Genomic DNA, 18,195 nt, shown 5'->3' with positions numbered 1-18,195 from the left:
GTCCCGGCCCGTCGCCGATGACGCGTTGGAACTGGTTGAGGCGGTCCGCGTCGTGCGGGTCAGGCCGCTGAAGCGATCGCAGCGTCGATCGCCTCACCGAGCCGTTCGACGATCCGATCGATATCCTGTTTGGAAATGATGAATGGCGGCGCCACAAGCACATGAACGCCCCGCACACCATCAATCGTCCCGGCCATCGGATAAATCATCAGGCCGCGGGCCATTGCTTCGCGCTTGATGCGGGCGTTGAGTTCAAGCCTCTGGTCGAATGGTTCCTTGCTGGCGCGATCAACCACCAGCTCGATTCCCCTAAATAGACCCCGCCCGCGAATGTCGCCGACGTGATGGTGGTTATCGAAGCGTTGGTGCAGGCGTTCGTCCAGCTGCGCGCCCATTGCGCTGACGTTGTCGAGCAGACCGTCACGCCGGATGACCTCCTGCACGGCAAGGCCGGCCGCCGCTGCCATTGGATGGCCCATATAGGTATGCCCATGCTGGAAGAAGCCCGAGCCTTGGGCAAAGGCATCGAAGATATGCCGGCCGAGCAGCACCGCGCCAATCGGCTGGTAGCCACCGCCGAGTCCCTTGGCGATGGTCAGCAGGTCGGGAGCGATGCCGTCCTGCTCGCACGCATGCAGCGTGCCGGTACGGCCCATGCCGCACATCACCTCGTCGAGAATGAGCAGCACGCCGTAGCGGTCGCAAATCGCGCGAATGTGCTTGAAGTAATCCGCGACCGGCGGCACCGCGCCGAGCGTGGCACCCACCACCGGCTCGGCGACAAAGGCGATGACCTCGTCCGGGCCGAGTTCAAGGATCTTGTCTTCGAGCTGCTGGGCGGCGCGCGCCGCATAGGCTTCGTCGCTTTCGCCATGCTTTTGATAGCGATAGGCGTAACAGGGGTCGATATGGTGGGTCTCGATCAGCAACGGCCTGAACTGGGCGCGCCGCCATTCGTTGCCGCCGGTGGCGAGAGCGCCGAGCGTATTGCCGTGATAGCTCTGCCGGCGTGCGATGAGATGGCGCCGTTGCGGCTCGCCTTTCTCGACAAAATATTGCCTGGCCATCTTGAGCGCGGCCTCGACCGCCTCCGAGCCGCCGCTGACTAGATAGACGTGGTCCAAGCCTTTCGGCGCGTCCTCGACCAGCCGATCCGCCAAGCGCTCCGCCACCTCGGTGGTGAAGAAGCTGGTGTGGGCGTAGGCGATGCGGTCAAGCTGGGTGTGCAGTGCAGCGATCACGTCGGGATGGCCGTGGCCGAGACAGGACACGGCCGCGCCGCCCGACGCGTCGATATAGGACTTGCCCTCGGCATCGAACAGTTCGATGCCTTGGCCGCGAATGGCGAACGGCAGCGTCGAGTGGATGGTTCGATGAAGAATGTGTGTCATCGACGGTCCCTCATGGGCATTTTCTTCGGCGCACGTTGGTTCAGATGGGTCTTGAGAGCGGCGCCCTGCTCATCGAAACGTCGCAGCGACTCAACAGCGCCCTCGCCTGCCTGCCCTGCGACAAGAGCACCGAGGACCTCAGCAACGATGAAAGCTGGCGTCATGGTGTGGAAAAAGGACGGGCTGCCGGTCGGCACGACGACTAGGTGATCGGCAAGCAGCGCCAAGGGCGCTACCCCGCTGTCGGTGATCGCAATGACCGGTACGCCGCGGCCGGCAGCGTACTCGACAAGCTCGATGGTGAAGCGCGTGTAGGGCAGGACGCTGGCGGCGATCAGCACGTCGTCCTTGGTCGCATGGGCCAGAGCGTCGCCATCGGTTCCGCCGATGCCGTGCAGCAGCACCGACTTCTCGCCGATCAGCGACAGGATGTAATGCAGATGCCAGGCGACTGCGTGGCTCGAGCGCAGGCCGAGGCAATAGACGCGCCTTGCCGCACTCAGCGCCCTGGCCGTCTCGACCAGACGGTCGATCGACCTGCTTTCGGCGAGATGGGAAAGCTGGCTGGAAATCGAATCCAGAATATCGGCCGCCAGCGCGTGGTCGCCCTTGAGCTTTTGGCTGGCCACCTGAAGGCCCGCCTTGCCGGCGAAACCGATTTCGCCGTCCCGGATCGCGGCGGCGTAGATATCGCGTACGGTCTCGTAGCCATCAAGGCCGAGATGCTGGGCCAGCCGCGTCATCGTCGCCGGCTGCACGCCTGCGTGCCGGGCCTGCTCGCGCATGGACAACAGCGCGACGTCATACGGTTTATCAAGGACATAGCGCGCGGCGGACCGAAGCTGTGCCGACATGCCGTCGAAGGCACTGACGATCTGTCCAGCAAGCTCTCCCTGGTCCATGGATATTGCTAGCTCGCCAGACCAGCGATTGCAACGTCTGTTTCAGTGTGATCAAAGATTGATTCATATGAATCTTGTCACTCACAGAACGTCCCCATGAAGCCGGCCCATAGTCTCGACCGCATCGCTATAGCCGTCGCCCCGAACGGGGGACGTCGCAGCAAGGCCGACCATCCGGCGATTCCACTGACACCAGCCGAACTTGCGAGGACGGCCGCGGAATGCGCCGATGCCGGTGCGGCTATGATCCACGTCCATGTCCGCGACAGAAGCGGCAATCATCTGCTCGACGCCGACGCCTACCGCCAGGCGATCGCCGCCATCCGCGGTGCTGCCGGCGACCGCTTGGTAATCCAGATCACCTCCGAAGCGCTCGGTATCTATTCGCCGGCCCAACAGATGGCCGTCGTACAAGATGTAAAGCCGCAAGCTGTCTCGCTGGCGCTTCGCGAAATCGTTCCTGATGCCGGATCGGAACTCGCCTTTGTGCGCTTCATGGCCTGGCTGCACACCGAGGGGGTTGCGCCGCAGATCATCCTCTATTCGCCCGAGGAGGCCGTCAGGCTTTCGGACATGCAGCAGCGCGGACTGATCCCCTGGGCAAGCATACCGGTTCTCTACGTGCTGGGCCGCTACACGCCGGGACAGACGTCCGTTCCTGCCGATCTCTTGCCATTCCTTGCGGCGAACATGCCGCGCTTCGACCATTGGAGCGTCTGCGCCTTCGGCCGCAACGAAGCGGCGTGCGTGACCGCCGCCGCGTTGCTTGGCGGCCATGTCCGGGTCGGCTTCGAAAACAATCTTTTCCTTCCGGACGGCAGCATAGCCTCGTCCAACGCCGAACTGGTAGCGACCGTCGCACGCATACTCGCCGACTGCGGCGTCAAGATCGCCTCGGCCGCCGAGTTGGCGGCTCAATGGAACGCGCCGTTTCGTTCCATATGACAAACCAAAGCCTATTTTCGGCGGCAAGCTCGCGCAAGGCATAGAGAGGCGGCTGCAATGTCATCGCCACGGAAGAACGACGTGTCCCCGCCCGCGGCGCGGCGATTGCAACAACAGTGCCGGTCGTTGTAACCATTCCGGCCGCTTGATTTTGGAGGAGACGCAGCATGGACCGATTCACCGGCGGTTGCCTGTGCGGCAACGTCCGAATTATCGCGTCGGGGCGCCCATACCGGGTCGGCCTTTGTCACTGTCTTGACTGCCGCAAGCATCATGGCGCCCTTTTTCACGCTTCCGCGATTTTTCCTGAGGATGCGGTGACGATCGACGGCGAAACACGCGACTACGCCGGGCGGTTTTTCTGTCCCCGCTGCGGCTCCTCCATTTTCGGACGCACCGCAGACGAAATCGAAGTAAACCTAGGGTCGCTTGATGCGCCTGACCAACTGATGCCAACCTACGAAAGCTGGATCATCCGACGCGAGTCCTGGTTGCCGCCGTTTCCGCTCACCAGACGATACGAGCGCGATCGTGACGCCACGGGTCGCTTTGACGAATAGGTCGCACGAACGGTGCCGAGGAGGCAACGACATCAGAACACGGATTTTCAGGGACCGCCTGCTCACGCCGCTAAAAATGTGAACTTGCATGTTTACGAGGTGCGCTGCCTTCATCCACATTGCCCAAGGCATTCGTGAGCGCCTAAGGCGACCCGTGACAGCCAAGGCGCCGTTACCTTAGAGGAGGACCGCAGGGGATGGGATTCATCGTCGCCGCGATCTTGAAGTAGGCTTTGTACAGAGCACCGCGTTCAATGCTGGCCGTTTGGGAGGTCACGCCGGAAGACCGGCCTTGCGGAAGCCATCAATGAACTGCTCAAGCAGCGCAGCGTCATAGAATGGCTCTGACGTGGTCCAGTGGCCCGCCGCCTCGAAACGATGATCACAGGCTAGTGGTCGCGGCGACAATCAACCCGCCCAAGACGGCAACATTGATGGTGAAGCCGGTACGAAGCGCTTCGCGTTCATCACCGCCGTAGCGCCAGAAGTTGAGCGCCATGAAAGACGCCGCAATGGTGAATACGGCCAAGGCCGCGCCGGGAAAGGGTCCACCAAGGCCCGTTGCGAGGCAAAATCCGCCTGCGATCTCCAGCACCGATCCGGCCGCGAGAAGAGGCCTGGGAGCAGGAAAGCCCCGCTCGGCCAGGGACGCTGCAATCGCCCGGAATCTGAGGAAATGCTCGGCGCCCGCCCAGATAAAGACGCCGCCGAGCAAAACCAATCCGAGGTGGTGGAAGAACGCGATCATTCCTTGCTGCCGTCCTCGGTGTAAACCGCAAGCTCGTAACCATCCGGATCCGCGAAATGGAAGCGCCGGCCACCGGGGAAGCCATAGATCGGTCTGACGATCTTGCCTCCCGCCTGCTCGACACGCTTGACCGTTCCCGGCAAATCATCGGCATAGAGAATGACCAGCGGGCCTCCTCCCGACCTCGCTGGGCCAGCGGCGAAGCCACCTGACAAGCGCCCGTCGTTGAACTCGCAATATTGCGGGCCGTAGTCGAAGGTCCAGCCGAATGCCTTTCCGTAGAAGTCGCGTGACCGCTGAATGTCTTTCACGTTGAATTCGACGTAGTCGATCCGTTGGTCGTTGTTGTTGCTCATGACGCAAACCTCTCGTGTGATGTACGACGCCGACAGATAAGCACGCATCTCGCCTGCCGGATTGAACAAAACGGCCATCGACGTATGCCCCGCACACGGCGCTACCGATGGCGATGCGCGTGGCATCACCCCTCACCTGCCCTCTTCATTCCGGCCGGAAGAAAACGACCGATTCTTGCAACCGTTCTCGATTGGAAGACGTTGACGGTCGTGCAGATTGTTGCCTCGAGCGACGGCCGGGCGCAGCCGCTGGGCCGTAGGTTCACCGCCGCTAGTCCGAAGAGGAGCGAGATGAGCGATCCCGTCCCAGCACAGGCAACGGGTTCATTTCAGCAACGTCCAGCGTCGGCGCGGCTTCACGGGAGCTTTGCTTCGGTGTGGGTGCATCGAATGGACCCGGCGGGCGCACCGCCAATCGTCATCATGCCCGACGCAACGATCGATCTGCAATGGATCGGAGGCAGCTTCCGAGTTGCCGGCCCCGACAAGGAGCCGCAGACCGAGGTTCTGGCGGCAGACGAGGGTCGTGATCGGTTTCCGATTTCATCCTGCCACGGCGGCGGCATGGCTCGGTGTGCCGCAAATCGAGCTTGTCGGCCAGAGGCTGTCGCTCGACGATTTGTGGGGCGCGCGAGCTCGCCGCCTCGCCAGCCGCGTGCGCGCCAGCGACAATCTCGAGGATCTGGCCTGTTCGCTCGAACAGGTCCTCGCCGAGGAAATGGCCTCCCACGCGACAGACGTTCCCATGCAGGCGGCATATCGCTTGATCGAGCGCGGGCCGTCACCCGACGCGCCGCTCGTCCCCTGGTTGATGCGCGCACTCGAGATGAGCGAAAGGACGTTGCGCCGGCGCTTCGACGAGAGCTTCGGCTATGGCCCCAAGACGCTTGACCGTATCCTCCGCTACCAGCGCTTTCTGCGGCTTTGGAGCCAATCGAACAGCGCTACGGCCATCCTGGCAGCCGAGGCGGGCTATTCCGACCAGGCGCATCTTGTCCGCGAGAGCCGACGCCTGACAGGAAGCACCCCGCGACAGATTCATCGGCTGCTGCAGAACGGGTGAAACCTCTCGGGGCGTCCTTCGACTTGGCGGCGCGCTGTTGGCCGTTTTGTTCAAGTCTTCATTGTCGCCCGACTTTATCCGGGTGTCTCCGACAACCAGAGGAGACTGCCATGAAACCGCGCATTTCGGTTTTGACTATCGCTGTCGCCGACCTCGAGAGTTCTCTCGCATTCTACCGCGACGGTCTCGGCTTGCCGACGGAAGGGATCATCGGCCGCGAGTTCGAGCATGGCGCCGTCGCGTTCTTCACGCTGTCCGGCGGGTTGAAGCTCGCGATCTGGGCTCAGGACTACCTCGCCTACGACACTGGCCTGCCCAAGGCGCCGATTACCTCGACCTCGTTCACAATCGGCCACAACGTTGTGCGCCCCGAAGAAGTCGATCAAGTGATGGATGAGGCCGCCCGCGCCGGAGCCGAGATCATCAAGCCTGCCCGGGACACGTTCTTTGGCGGATATGCCGGATACTTCCGCGACCCGAACGGACACCTATGGGAGGTTGTCTGGAATCCCGCCAGCATACCGAATGAGAATCCTCTTTAAGGGCGGCGCGGGCCTGCAGTCTCGCCGGTGCTGGCAAATTCTGTCGGCACCGGGCGGGCGGCCATGCTTTCCCTGGCAACTAGGCAAGTTCGACGGCAGGCCACCGGCACAATCTTAAGCGCTGATTATGTAGCTCTATCCAGATTCGCCTCGCCTGCGTGACGCATCATGCGGCGGAAGCTCATTGAGATATGCGCCCGCCTTATGTGCCCGATGGACTCCCAGTCGCCGATCTCAGCGGCGGCAAGGACCTCTTCCATTTCGCGGCGGAACGCGGTGAATTCCTCGACAAGGCCCAATTGTGGCATCAGCTTCAGGACGACGCGCGCGACCTGAAAATACAGGCGCTCGCTGATCTCGCGCAGTGGCTGGTTGCCGGTCATCGCCGTGAGCTCGTAGAAAAAATCCATGTTGAGGCGCAGGAAAGCGCGCTGGTCGGGATTGAGTATATCGGAATCGCAGCGCGCGATGAGCGCCCGTATCCGGTCGAGGTCGTCCGCCGTGCGCGGGATCGGCGAAAGCTTGCCGACGAGGAGCGCCAGCTCCAGGCGCAGATGATAGACCTGCTGCAATTCCTCGATGTCGACGTCGGTGACGATCGTGCCGACGCCGTGGACGGATTGAACCAGACCCTCGGATTCAAGGCGCGCCAGCACGCGCCGGACCGGCGTGCGGCTGATCTCGAATTCCTGGGCAAGTTCTTCCTCGGAAAGGTGGCTTCCCGGCGCATAATCGAGCAGGCAGATGCGGTCGCGCAATATCCGGTAGATGCGCTCGAACCGCTCCCGCGCGGAGAGCGGGCGCGGCGGCGCGGCGGTCACCGTCGTGGGCGGCTTGGCCTCTGTCTCGATCGTCACCCAGCCTCCAGGACAGCGTGCAGGAATTGCCGTGTCCGCTCGTTCTTGGGAGCACCAAACAGTTCGCTTGGCGGCCCCTGCTCGCAGATCTTGCCTTGATAGAAGAAACAAACGCGGTCGGAAAACTCCTTGGCGAAGCCCATCTGATGGGTGACCATCAGCATGGTGAGATCATGCTCGCGCCCGATCTGCCTTATCACCTGTAGCACTTCGCCGACAAGCTCCGGGTCGAGCGCCGACGTTACCTCGTCGAACAGCATGATCTTGGGTCGCATGGCCAGCGCCCTGGCGATGGCGACGCGCTGCTGCTGTCCGCCGGAAAGCTGTGACGGATAGTGGTCCTTCTTCTGGGCCAGACCGACCAGCTCCAGCAGCTCGGCCGCTCTTGCCTCGGCGTCCGCCCGCTTCATTCCGAGCACCGTTATCGGCGCCTCGATGCAGTTCTGCATCGCCGTCATATGCGGAAACAGGTTGAACGACTGGAACACCATGCCGATCTTGGCGCGGATCTTGCGGATGTGGGCGAGATCGGCGGGAACAAGCTTGCCGTTCCTCTCCATATGAGTCAGCGGCTCGCCTTCGACCCAGATGACGCCGTCATTGATCGTCTCCAGCGTCATCAGCATGCGCAGCACCGTCGTCTTGCCCGAACCCGACGGACCGATGACCGAGACTTTTTCGCCGCGCGCTATTTCGAGATTGAGCCCGTCGAGAACGGTTAACGTGCCGTAGCGTTTCGATACATTGTCGAAGCGGACCATCGGTTGTTCAGTCATCGCGTGGTCCTCCGGTTGAGCAGCCCTTCGAGGGAGCGGATGAGCGCCGCCGAAACCAGGCTCATGGCAAGGAAAAACAGGCCGACCAGCGTGATCGGCTCGGTGTAGCGGAACGTTTCGGAGCCGATGATCTTGGCGGTCTGCATCAGTTCCATCACGGCGATTGCGGAAAGCAACGGCGTTTCCTTGAACAAGGCCACCAGATAATTGCCGAGCGCCGGAACGATCGGCGGGATCGCCTGCGGAATGATGATGTCGCGGAACGTCGTCCAGGACGAGAGATTGAGCGCGATCGAAGCTTCCCACTGGCCGCGATGGATGTTGTCGAAACCGGCGCGATAGACCTCGGAGCAATAGGCGGCGTAGTGGATGCCGATGGCCAGCACCCCGGCGGTGAAAGCGTCGAGCACGACACCGAATTTCGGAAAGACGAAATAGAGAAAGAATATCTGGATGAGCAGCGGGGTCGAGCGGATCAGCTCGACCAGCACCGAAATCGTCCAGCTGGTCCACGGCACGGCGATGCGGACGACCGCCAGCACCAGACCGAGCGAGGCGGCAAGTGCAAAGCCGATCAGCGTCGCCTCGATGGAAATGACGGCGGCGCGGGCAAGCACCGGCAGGATTTCCAGGGCAAATCCCCAATCCCAGATCATGCCGCCTTCCCCCGCGCCAGTCCGAGCGACGCCCGCCTTTCAAGAAGCCGCATGCCGATGGTCACAACCAGCGACATTGCCAGGTACATCAAAAGAACGAGGGTGAAGATCGGAATGGTCTTGAACGTATTCTGGTTCATTTGCTGCGCCTTGAAGGCGAGATCCGAAAGCGTGATCAGCGAGACCAGCGCCGTCGATTTCAGAAGCTCGATGAACAGATTGCCCCAGGGCGGGATCATCGCGACAAAGGCCTGCGGCAGGATGATCCGGCGCAGCATCTGTGGGCGGCTCATGTTCAATGCCGTACACGCTTCCCACTGCCCGCGGGCGACGGACTGGATCGCGCCGCGCACGCACTCCGATCCGTAGGCGCCGACATTCAGGCCGAGCGCGAGCACCGCCACAACGAATGCGTTGATCGTGACGCCGAATTGCGGGAGCACGAAAAACAGCCAGAACAATTGCACCAGTGCCGACGTTCCGCGGAAGATCTCGACGTAAACCGTGGCCAGCCATCTGAGCGGCGTCGGGCCGTACATCCTTGCAAGTGCCGCAAGCACGCCCATGACAATTGCCAGCAGGCTGCCGAGGACGGCGATCTCGATTGTCAGGACCGCGCCTTGCAGCAGCCCCGGCATAAACACTTGATATGATTCCTGTGTTGCCAAGGCACCGATCACGACAAGCGCGATGACCAGCATGGCAACGAGCGTACGGATACCCATGCGATTCCCCCAAGGAAAAAGGGCGGCGCTTTCGCGCCGCCAGCAGTTGGGAACCTATTTGCCAGCGCAGAGCTCTGCGGTGGTCTTGTTGGGGAGATAATCCTTGCCGAAGCCGAGTGGCTCGACCAGCGCGATATGCTCCGGCGAACCGAGGAACTTCTTCAGCTCGGCGTTGAAAGCCTCCTGCAGGTCGGTGTCTTCCTTGCGGAAGCCGAAGCCGCCATGACCTTTTACCGATTTGCCGGCGACCTCGCCGAAGGGCTTGGTCGATTCGACGCCGTCGGCTTTCTTGGCCATGTCGGCGATCGAAAGAGCGGTCAGCGCGGCTGCATCGGCGCGGCCCGACTGGACGGCGGCGACCAGGCTTGACTGGTCGGGCAAGGAGACGATCTGCCCACCGGCAACGCCCGCTTCCTTGGCGAAGCCGCCTTCGACGGCGCCGGCCATCACGGCAAGCTTGAGATCCGGATTGTCCTTGATGCTGGAAAAATCCTTGATGCCTTTCGGATTGCCTTTTGCCACCAGCATAGCCTCGCCGATGCCGTAGGACGGCTCGGAGTAGTTGATCTCGGCGCAGCGCTTCGGAGTGATGAACATGCCGGCGGCGATGATGTCGAAGCGGCCGGCCTTGAGACCCGGAATGAGCGAGCCGAATTCGGTCAAAACACCGTCGACCTGCGGTATGCCCATCTTGGCGAGCACCGCCTTGGCGACTTCAGGGGCCTCGCCGGTCAGCTTGCCGTCTGGCGTGGCGTAACCGAACGGCGCCTCGTTGGCGAAACCGACGCGGATGTAGCCGTCCTTCTTGGCCCGTTCGAGGGTGGTTTCCGCGTGAGCGGACAACGACGTCAATGACGTCGCGGCGAGCGCGATGCAGGCAGCCGCCTTCACGACCATACGGCGCGATATCGATGAATTGAACATGCTTTTCTCCCATTGGACAACTGTGGATGGTTCCCAGGGCGCGGCCTTCTTCGAGGTCGACGCCTGCTAGATCAGACGTATACAACTGCCCTAGACATTTCGCAAGCAGAGATATAGAAACCATGAAAATTCGGCGATAATTCGCAGTTAGCCAGCAAATTGACGTCGAGTTGTGCACAATTTGGCCTAGTTGCCATTTACAAAAGGCAAACGGCGTACCTGGAAGGCAGGATTTCGGTGGCGACCGCGAACGGCTTCGGGACATTCACGCAAGCGGAGTATGGGCAGCGCCTCGCCGGCGTGAAGACACGCATGCAAAAAGCCGGCTTCGATCTCATCGTTTGTCAGGATCCCGCCAACATGTGCTGGCTGACCGGCTATGATGGATGGTCGTTCTACGTTCCGCAGTGCGTGCTCGTCCATCTGGAGGAAGACCGGCCGATCTGGTTCGGCAGGGCACAGGATGCCAAGAGCGCACGCCTGACCACCGGCCTGCCCGAGAAAAACATCGTGCCGTTCTCGGAACGGTTGGTGCAACAGCCCCTCGAACACCCTTATGACGAACTCGCCCAACTGATCCGGTCGCGTGGTTGGGGAAAAGCCCGCATCGGCGTCGAGATGGACGCGCATTATTATACGGCGCGCTGCCACGCCCATCTGATCCAAGGGCTGCCCGACGCGCACTTCGCCAACAACCACGATCTCGTCAACTGGGCGCGGCTGGTCAAATCCGAGGCCGAGCTGGTGCTGATCCGCGAGGCGGGTGCGATCTGCACGCATGCCATGAACCGCGCCATCGAGAAAATGCGGCCCGGTGTGCCTCAGAACCATGTCATTGCCGAAATCTATCACGCGCAGATCATGGGCGTGCCCGGAGCGGGCGGCGACTATGCCGCGATCTGTCCGCTGATGCCCGTCGGCGAGGGCACCAGCACGCCGCATCTGACGTGGTCCGACGCGCCGCTGCCGGACAGCGGCCTCGCCATTCTGGAGATCGCCGGCGTGCGCCGCCGCTATCATGCGGCGCTGACCCGGACGGTACATTTCGGAAAGCCGCCGCAAGCCATCCTCGACATGGCCAAGGCGATCGTCGAGGGCGTCGACGCTGGCCTCGAGAAAGCGCGCCCCGGCAACACCGCCGAACAGGTGGAAGCCGCCTGGCAGGCAGTGTTGAGGAAGAACGGGCTGAAGAAGGAAAGCCGCGTCGGCTATCCGGTCGGGCTCGCCTATCCGCCCGATTGGGGTGAACGCACCGCAAGCCTTCGTCCCGGCGACACCACCGAGATGCAGCCCGGGATGTGCTTCCATTTCATGGCCGGCGTCTGGCTCGACGATTTCGGCATCGCCATCTCGGAATCGTTCGTCGTCACGGAACGCGGCGGCGAACGCCTCTGCGATGTGGCGCGCGAACTCATCGTCATCGACTGACATGGCGGCCGGGAAACCGGCTGCCGAAAAGAACCATGCCCGCCACCAAGCCGGCGACAAGCACGAGGACGCCCGATGGACCGCAATCCGTTTTCCGAAGCCGAAATCGCCGGCCGCCTGGCAAAGGTCCGTACTGCACTGGTTGAGCGCGAGCTCGACGCGGCAGTGTTTGCCTCGCCGGAGAACGTCTTCTATCTCACCGGGCTCGATCACTGGGGGTATTTTGCCCCTCACCTGCTGATCGTCCCGCTCCAGGGAAACCCCGTCCTGGTCACCCGCTCGATGGAGAAGGTGACGATCGAGAAGCAGGTGCATGCAGCGGAATTCCGTGGCCACTCTGACAGCGAAACGGCGGCCGACCTTGCCGCGCGGGTGCTTGCGGAGCTCGGCCTGTCGGGCAAGCGGATCGGCCTCGAATACTGGACGGCCGGCCTCAGTCATGGGCTTGCCGTGGCGCTCCAGACGCAAGCCGATGCAACGTGGAGCGATGTCTCCGGTCTGATCGACAAGATGCGGCGGGTGAAGAGCGCCGAAGAACAGGTGCTGATGCGGCGCGCCGCAAAGGTGACGGACGCCGCCGCCGGTGCTGCGATCGCCGCGATCTCGGATGGCGCTTCCGAACAGGAGGTCGCCGCCCAATGTGTTGCGGCAATGATCCGCGCCGGCGGTCATGCGCCGGGCTTCGGGCCGTTCATCCGCCCGGCCGCGCGCCTGGGTGAAGAACACACGACCTGGGGCGACGGTATCTACCGCAAGGGTGAGCCGGTCTTCGTCGAACTGTCCGGCTGCATCTCGCGCTACCACGCCCCGCTCGGCCGGCTCGTTCGCATCGGCCACATCAGCGACGAAGACGCTGCAATGGCGGAAGTGACCGCCAAGGCGTTCAACGCTGTCGTCGAGGCGCTGCGGCCCGGCGCCAAGGCGCGCGATGTCTACGCCGCCTGGCAGGCTGTCGCCGACGCGGCCGGTCTTTCCCACTATCGCCGCCATCACTGCGGCTACCTTGTCGGTGCCGGCCAACCACCATCATGGACCGGCGGCAATTCGGTGACGGGCTTGAGGCACGATTCCGACCTCGAGATCGAGACCGGGATGAGCTTCCACATCCTGTCGTGGCTGATGGGAACCGGTCGCGGCGATGACTTCGTCTCCAACACGGTGCTGTTGACCGATGCGGGCGCCGAAGTGCTTACCCGCACGCCGGCCGGCCCGATCGTTCGATAGGCCCGCACGCATGGCGCGCTACTCGGCATTTTCGATCTTACGCAACGCGCTGTCCGGCCAGAAGAATTGGCAGCGCGCCTGGCGTGCGGCGGAGCCAAAACCGTCCTATGACGTGATCGTCATCGGCGGCGGTGGACATGGCCTCGCCACCGCCTTCTACCTTGCCGAGAACCACGGCATCCGCAACGTCGCGGTGCTCGAAAAGGGCTATGTCGGCGGCGGCAATGTCGGCCGCAACACTACCGTCATCCGCTCCAACTACCTGCTCGATGGCAACACCCAGTTCTACGAATTCTCGATGAAGCTTTGGGAGGGCATGTCGCGGGCGCTGAATTTCAACGTCATGTTCTCGCAGCGCGGCCAGCTCGTCACGGCGCATTCGGCCGATCAGCTCGACGGCTTCAGCCACCGCGCCAATGTCATGCGGCTGAACGGCATCGATGCCGATATCCTCGACCGGGAAGACGTGCGCCGGCTGGTGCCTTATCTCGACTTTTCCGACACCGCCCGCTTCCCGATCCATGGCGCCATCTTCCAGGGCCGGGCGGGCACGGCGCGCCACGACGCCGTCGCCTGGGGGTATGCGCGCGCTGCCGACGGCCATGGCGTCGACATCATCCAGAACTGCGAAGTGACAGGCTTTGTCCGCGACGGCGACAGTATCGTCGGCGTCGAAACGACGAAAGGCCGGATCGGCGCCGGCAAGGTCGGCCTCGCGGTCGCTGGCCACACGTCCGTGCTCGGCGCCAAGGCCGGGCTTGAACTGCCGATCGAAAGCCATGTGCTGCAAGCATTCGTCACCGAGCCGCTGAAGCCGTTGGTAGATCACGTCGTCGCTTACGGCGCCGACCATTTCTACGTCAGCCAGTCCGACAAGGGCGGACTGGTCTTCGGCGGCAATCTCGACGGCTACAATTCATACGCCCAGCGCGGCAATCTCGGCGTCGTGCGCGAGGTGGCGGAGGCGGCGATTGCATTGATGCCGTGCATTTCGCGCGTCCGGCTGCTGCGCCACTGGGGCGGCGTCATGGACATGACGCCCGATGCCAGCCCGATCATCTGCCCGACGCCGATCGACGGCCTCTATCTCAACGGCGGCTGGTGCTATGGGGGCTTCAAGGCGACGCCGGCTTCCGGCTGGTGCTTCGCCCACACGATCGCCACCGGCAAGCCGCATCCTTTGACCGCGGCCTACGGACTCGATCGTTTCCGCACCGGCCACACGCTCGATGAGGCCGGTGTCGGCCCTTCCGCCTGGCTGCAATAGGAGGCGGGACAAAATGCTGCGCATCGAATGCCCCTGCTGCGGCCCGCGCGACCATGACGAGTTCCGCTATGGCGGCGATGCCTCGGTCACGCGTCCGGCCCATGACGATCCCGATCCGGAGGCCTGGTACCGCTACGTCTATATCAGGACAAACCCGGCCGGCCCGCACCGTGAATTCTGGCAGCACGTGACCGGTTGCCGGCAATGGCTGGTGGTCGAACGCGACACCCGCAACCATGCCGTCGCATCCGTCGACTTCGCCAGAAAATTGCGGGCCAGGAAATCAACTCTAAGGAAATCCCCGGCATGAGTTCGAACCGCAAACGGCTGTCGTTAGGTGGCCGCATCGACCGCGAGCAGCCGGTCGAGTTTACCTTCGACGCCCGCAAGCTGGCTGGATATCGCGGTGACACGCTTGCCTCTGCGCTGCTCGCCAATGGCGTCACGCTGGTCGGTCGCAGCTTTAAATATCATCGCCCGCGCGGCATTTTTTCCGCCGGGCCCGAAGAGCCGAATGCGCTGGTTACGCTCGGGAGCGCCGGCAGGCGCGAGCCGAACCTGCCGGCGGCGACACTGGAACTCGCCGACGGCATGGTCGTGGAGAGTCAGAACCGCTGGCCATCGCTTGCCTTCGACGTGCAAAGCGTCAACGGGCTGTTGGCACCGTTTCTGTCCGCCGGCTTCTACTACAAGACCTTCATGGGCCCGACGCGCCGCGCCTGGATGTTCTACGAACATTTCATCCGCAAGGCGGCCGGCCTGGGTAGAGCCGGCACCGGCCCGGATCCCGACCGCTATGAGGTTCGTCATGCCTTCGCCGATGTCGCCATTGTCGGCGGCGGCCCGGCGGGATTGTCGGCGGCGCGGGCAGCGGCCGCGGCCGGGGCGCGGGTTGCGCTGATCGAGCAGGATTTCCTGCTTGGCGGCCAGCTTCTGGCGGAACCGTCCGACAGCGCAGCGGCTGGATGGTTGAGGCAGGCCGAGGCCGAGTTGGAGGGCTTCGAAACCGTCGCGCTGATGAAGCGGACGACCGCTTTCGGCAGCTATGACGGCAATGTCCTTGGACTGGTCAAACAGCGCGATCCAACCGATCAGAAGCCGAATGGCGAGGCCCGGCAAACGGTCACTATGCTGCGCGCCCGCTCGATTGTTTTCGCCACCGGCGCCATCGAGCGGCCGATGGTGTTCTCGAACAATGACCGGCCCGGCGTGATGCTTGCCTCGGCCGCCCGGACCTATCTCAACCGTTTCGCCGTCCTGCCGGGCAAGAAAATCATTGTCGCCACCACCAATGACGGTGCCTGGCGCACCGCCTTCGACTATGCCGCAGCCGGCGCGGAGGTGACGGTTGCCGATCTGCGCGCCGTCCCGCCCGCAGCACTTGCCGCGGAAGCCGCACGGCTCGGCGTGGTGGTGCGGGCCGCAACGCGCATCGTCGACCTGCACGGCGGCCGTGCCGTCAGGCAAGTAACGCTCAACGGGCCGGAGGGCCAGTCCTCGGCCGCCTGTGACCTGGTCTGCATCTCCGGCGGCTGGTCGCCAACTGTCCATCTCACCTCGCACCTGGGGAGCAAGCCCACCTACCGCGACGAAATCGACGGCTTCGTGCCGGGTTCGTTTCCGGCCGGCCGGTTCGGCGCCGGCGCGATGATGGGAACCTATGCGACGGCCGATGCCATCGACGACGGTCATCGCGCCGGTAGCGAGGCCGCAGCCTCCTGCGGCAAGTCGGCGCCGGTGCCCGCTCCGTCGAAACTCGATCTCGACGAGACCGCCACGAGTTCACTTCGCGAAATCCCTTCCGTTGGACGTGGAAAGGCCTTCGTCGATTTCCAGATGGACGTGACGACCGGGGATATCGAGCTCGCCCATCGTGAGGGCTATGAATCGGTCGAGCACCTGAAGCGCTACACCACGCTCGGCATGGGCACCGACCAGGGCAAGACCAGCAATTTTACCGCACTTGCCGCGATGGCCGCCCTGCGCAAGGCAACAATCCCCGAGACCGGCGCCACGACCTTTCGGCCGCCCTATACGCCCGTGGCGATCGGGGCGCTTGCTGGACGCGCCATCGGCCATCATTTCAAGCCGATCCGCCGCACGCCGATGCACGACTGGCACATGGCAAACGGCGCCGAGATGCTCGAGGTCGGGCTCTGGATGCGGCCCTATTTCTACCGGCAGTCGGGGCGTAACGTGAACGAGGCCTACGTCGCCGAAATGCGGACCGTACGTCAGGCGGCGGGCCTGATGGACATCTCCACGCTGGGCAAGATCGATGTCCAGGGCCCGGATGCGGCAATCTTCCTCGACCGCGTCTATGCCAACGGCTTTGCCAAACTGGCGATAGGCCGCGCCCGCTACGGCGTCATGCTGCGCGACGACGGCATCGTCTTCGACGACGGCACCACGACACGGCTAGCGGAAAACCGGTTCTTCATGACCACTTCGACCGCCAAGGCCGCCGATGTGCTGTCGCGTCTCGAATTCCTGCTCGACACGGCCTGGCCGGATTTGCGCGTGGCCGTTACCTCGGTCAGCGATGAATGGGCGGCGATGTCGGTTGCCGGGCCTAACAGCCGCGCGATCCTGAATGCAGCGTTTCCCGCTCTCGACGTTTCCGAGGAGGCGCTTTCGCATATGGGACTACTCGAAAGCGAATGGGAGGGCCGTGCGCTCCGCATCCTGCGTCTCAGTTATTCCGGCGAGCGCGCTTACGAAGTCTATATCGGCGCCACTGCCGGTGAACAGCTTTGGAGCCGTCTGCTCGAGGCCGGCAGATCATTCGACCTGAAGCCTTACGGCGTCGAGGCGCTCGGCGCGCTGCGCGTCGAAAAGGGCCATGTCGCCGGACCTGAGATCGATGGGCGCACGACGCTCGACGATCTCGGCCTCGGTCGCATGGCCGGCAAACGCAGCGGCTTCGTCGGCGACGTCCTGCGACGGCGCCCCGCCTTCCAGGCTCCCGACCGGCAGCGCCTGGTCGGGCTGGAATGCATCGAAGAGGGAAAACGCCTGCGCGGCGGCGCCATCCTGTTCCTGCCGGATGAGAAACCCCATGGCCATGGGCGCGGTCGTGTCACCTCCGTCACTTTCAGCCCCGAACGCGGCCATTATGTCGGGTTGGCCCTGCTTGCCGGTGATGTCGCGGCAGAAGGAAGCGAGGTCGTGGCGGTCTATCCGATGAAGGCCGAAACGGTTCGCGCCCGCGTTGTCTCGCCGATATTCATCGATCCGCAGGGAGAACGGCTGCATGACTAGCTTGACCTCTTCTCGGGATTTCAGCCTGTCCGTGGCCGATTGTCCGCTTGTCCAGATCGAGGGCTGGGACGCGACACTGAGACAATTCGAAAAGAGTGTCTCGGCGTCGCTCGGCACGAAACTTCCCACCTCGGTTGGAGAGACGATTCGCCACAAGGGGCTTCTAATCATCCGCATTGCACCTCGCCGCCTCTGGCTGGCTCTCGACGAAGGCACAGAAGCGCCAGCCCTTGTCGTCGACCCCGATCTCGGCTGTTCCGTGCCCCTCCTCGGCTGTTCCGTGCCCCTCGGCGAAGGTCGTGTTCGTTTGAGAATGGCCGGCCCTGGTATTGCAAGGCTTCTGTCCGGCTGCATTGCCGTCGACTGGCACGCGCCGGCCGCCGCTCCGGGCCGCGCCGTGCAAACATCCTTCCATCACGTGCCCGTGCTCTTCCTGCGCACCGGCGAGACCGCGTGCGAACTCATCGTGCCGCGAAGTTTTGCCCGCAGCCTCTCGGATTGGATTGCCGACGGCTAGCCAAAACCGTTCCTCGGGCAAGGGCCGGCTTTGGCGGCGATCCGAGCCGCCAT

19 protein-coding genes are annotated in these 18,195 nt (G+C 63.3%); 10 read left to right on the top strand and 9 right to left on the bottom strand.

The window, feature by feature from the left end; translation table 11 throughout:
* Positions 1-59: 59 nt before the first annotated feature.
* Both NKI52_RS14235 and NKI52_RS14230 read right to left on the bottom strand, forming a co-directional pair.
* The gene (locus NKI52_RS14235) at positions 60-1,391 is read right to left on the bottom strand and encodes an aspartate aminotransferase family protein (protein ID WP_352698343.1); all 1,332 of its coding nucleotides are present in this window, start codon (positions 1,389-1,391) and stop codon (positions 60-62) included.
* Positions 1,388-2,293: a MurR/RpiR family transcriptional regulator gene (locus tag NKI52_RS14230; RefSeq protein WP_352698341.1), complete on the bottom strand. Its 906-nt coding sequence runs from the start codon at positions 2,291-2,293 to the stop codon at positions 1,388-1,390. Before NKI52_RS14230 ends, NKI52_RS14235 begins: the two co-directional genes overlap by 4 nt.
* 96 nt (positions 2,294-2,389) lie before the next feature.
* On the opposite strand from NKI52_RS14230, the gene NKI52_RS14225 reads away from it, so the two are divergent.
* Positions 2,390-3,238 carry a beta-keto acid cleavage family enzyme gene (locus NKI52_RS14225; RefSeq protein WP_352698339.1) on the top strand — a complete coding sequence of 283 codons (849 nt, stop codon included), beginning with the start codon at positions 2,390-2,392 and terminating at the stop codon, positions 3,236-3,238.
* Positions 3,239-3,405: 167 nt separating this feature from the next.
* Positions 3,406-3,798, top strand: a complete 393-nt coding sequence (locus tag NKI52_RS14220; RefSeq protein ID WP_352698337.1) for a GFA family protein — start codon at positions 3,406-3,408, stop codon at positions 3,796-3,798.
* Between the two features lie 382 nt (positions 3,799-4,180).
* On the opposite strand, the gene NKI52_RS14215 is transcribed toward NKI52_RS14220, so the two are convergent.
* Together NKI52_RS14215 and NKI52_RS14210 are read right to left on the bottom strand one after the other, a co-directional pair.
* A complete protein-coding gene (locus NKI52_RS14215) occupies positions 4,181-4,546 on the bottom strand; it encodes a DoxX family protein (protein WP_352619309.1) in 366 nt (121 codons plus the stop codon).
* Positions 4,543-4,902, bottom strand: a complete 360-nt coding sequence (locus NKI52_RS14210; RefSeq protein WP_352698335.1) for a VOC family protein — start codon at positions 4,900-4,902, stop codon at positions 4,543-4,545. Before NKI52_RS14210 ends, NKI52_RS14215 begins: the two co-directional genes overlap by 4 nt.
* Positions 4,903-5,428: 526 nt before the next feature.
* Here NKI52_RS14210 and NKI52_RS14205 point away from each other — a divergent pair.
* A complete protein-coding gene (locus NKI52_RS14205) occupies positions 5,429-5,965 on the top strand; it encodes an AraC family transcriptional regulator (protein WP_352698333.1) in 537 nt (178 codons plus the stop codon).
* A 110-nt stretch (positions 5,966-6,075) separates the two neighbouring features.
* Positions 6,076-6,507, top strand: a complete 432-nt coding sequence (locus tag NKI52_RS14200) for a VOC family protein (protein WP_352698331.1) — start codon at positions 6,076-6,078, stop codon at positions 6,505-6,507.
* 125 nt (positions 6,508-6,632) lie between these two features.
* On the opposite strand, the gene NKI52_RS14195 is transcribed toward NKI52_RS14200, so the two are convergent.
* The 5 genes from NKI52_RS14195 to ehuB are packed head-to-tail and all read right to left on the bottom strand — an operon-like array spanning position 6,633 to position 10,445.
* Complete coding sequence (locus tag NKI52_RS14195; protein ID WP_023674261.1) at positions 6,633-7,364, bottom strand: GntR family transcriptional regulator; 732 nt, start codon at positions 7,362-7,364, stop codon at positions 6,633-6,635.
* A complete protein-coding gene (gene ehuA, locus NKI52_RS14190; protein WP_023717024.1) occupies positions 7,361-8,140 on the bottom strand; it encodes an ectoine/hydroxyectoine ABC transporter ATP-binding protein EhuA in 780 nt (259 codons plus the stop codon). The genes NKI52_RS14195 and ehuA overlap by 4 nt, the downstream gene beginning before the upstream one ends.
* Positions 8,137-8,796 (bottom strand): ectoine/hydroxyectoine ABC transporter permease subunit EhuD, encoded by a 660-nt coding sequence (gene ehuD, locus NKI52_RS14185; protein WP_023674259.1) that lies wholly within the window; start codon positions 8,794-8,796, stop codon positions 8,137-8,139. Before ehuD ends, ehuA begins: the two co-directional genes overlap by 4 nt.
* Entirely contained in the window at positions 8,793-9,521 is a 729-nt protein-coding gene (ehuC, locus tag NKI52_RS14180) for an ectoine/hydroxyectoine ABC transporter permease subunit EhuC (protein WP_352698330.1), read from the bottom strand. The genes ehuD and ehuC overlap by 4 nt, the downstream gene beginning before the upstream one ends.
* A gap of 54 nt (positions 9,522-9,575) precedes the next feature.
* The gene (ehuB, locus tag NKI52_RS14175) at positions 9,576-10,445 is read right to left on the bottom strand and encodes an ectoine/hydroxyectoine ABC transporter substrate-binding protein EhuB (RefSeq protein WP_352576580.1); all 870 of its coding nucleotides are present in this window, start codon (positions 10,443-10,445) and stop codon (positions 9,576-9,578) included.
* Between the two features lie 237 nt (positions 10,446-10,682).
* Between ehuB and NKI52_RS14170 the strand changes: the two genes are divergently transcribed.
* The 6 genes from NKI52_RS14170 (at position 10,683) to NKI52_RS14145 (ending at position 18,142) form a co-directional block, all read left to right on the top strand.
* On the top strand, positions 10,683-11,873 hold the full coding sequence (locus NKI52_RS14170; RefSeq protein WP_352698327.1) for a M24 family metallopeptidase: 1,191 nt from the start codon (positions 10,683-10,685) through the stop codon (positions 11,871-11,873).
* 75 nt (positions 11,874-11,948) lie between these two features.
* On the top strand, positions 11,949-13,097 hold the full coding sequence (locus NKI52_RS14165) for a M24 family metallopeptidase (RefSeq protein ID WP_352698326.1): 1,149 nt from the start codon (positions 11,949-11,951) through the stop codon (positions 13,095-13,097).
* 10 nt (positions 13,098-13,107) lie between these two features.
* Positions 13,108-14,364 (top strand): sarcosine oxidase subunit beta family protein, encoded by a 1,257-nt coding sequence (locus tag NKI52_RS14160; RefSeq protein ID WP_352698324.1) that lies wholly within the window; start codon positions 13,108-13,110, stop codon positions 14,362-14,364.
* Between the two features lie 13 nt (positions 14,365-14,377).
* Positions 14,378-14,674, top strand: a complete 297-nt coding sequence (locus tag NKI52_RS14155) for a sarcosine oxidase subunit delta (protein ID WP_352449799.1) — start codon at positions 14,378-14,380, stop codon at positions 14,672-14,674.
* Complete coding sequence (locus NKI52_RS14150; RefSeq protein ID WP_352698322.1) at positions 14,671-17,625, top strand: sarcosine oxidase subunit alpha family protein; 2,955 nt, start codon at positions 14,671-14,673, stop codon at positions 17,623-17,625. Before NKI52_RS14155 ends, NKI52_RS14150 begins: the two co-directional genes overlap by 4 nt.
* On the top strand, positions 17,618-18,142 hold the full coding sequence (locus NKI52_RS14145) for a sarcosine oxidase subunit gamma (RefSeq protein WP_352698321.1): 525 nt from the start codon (positions 17,618-17,620) through the stop codon (positions 18,140-18,142). The genes NKI52_RS14150 and NKI52_RS14145 overlap by 8 nt, the downstream gene beginning before the upstream one ends.
* Positions 18,143-18,195 lie beyond the last annotated feature (53 nt).

Source organism: Mesorhizobium sp. M0590, assembly GCF_040320905.1.
Taxonomy (GTDB): Bacteria; Pseudomonadota; Alphaproteobacteria; order Rhizobiales; family Rhizobiaceae; genus Mesorhizobium.
This window is presented reverse-complemented; position numbering and strand designations above follow the sequence as displayed.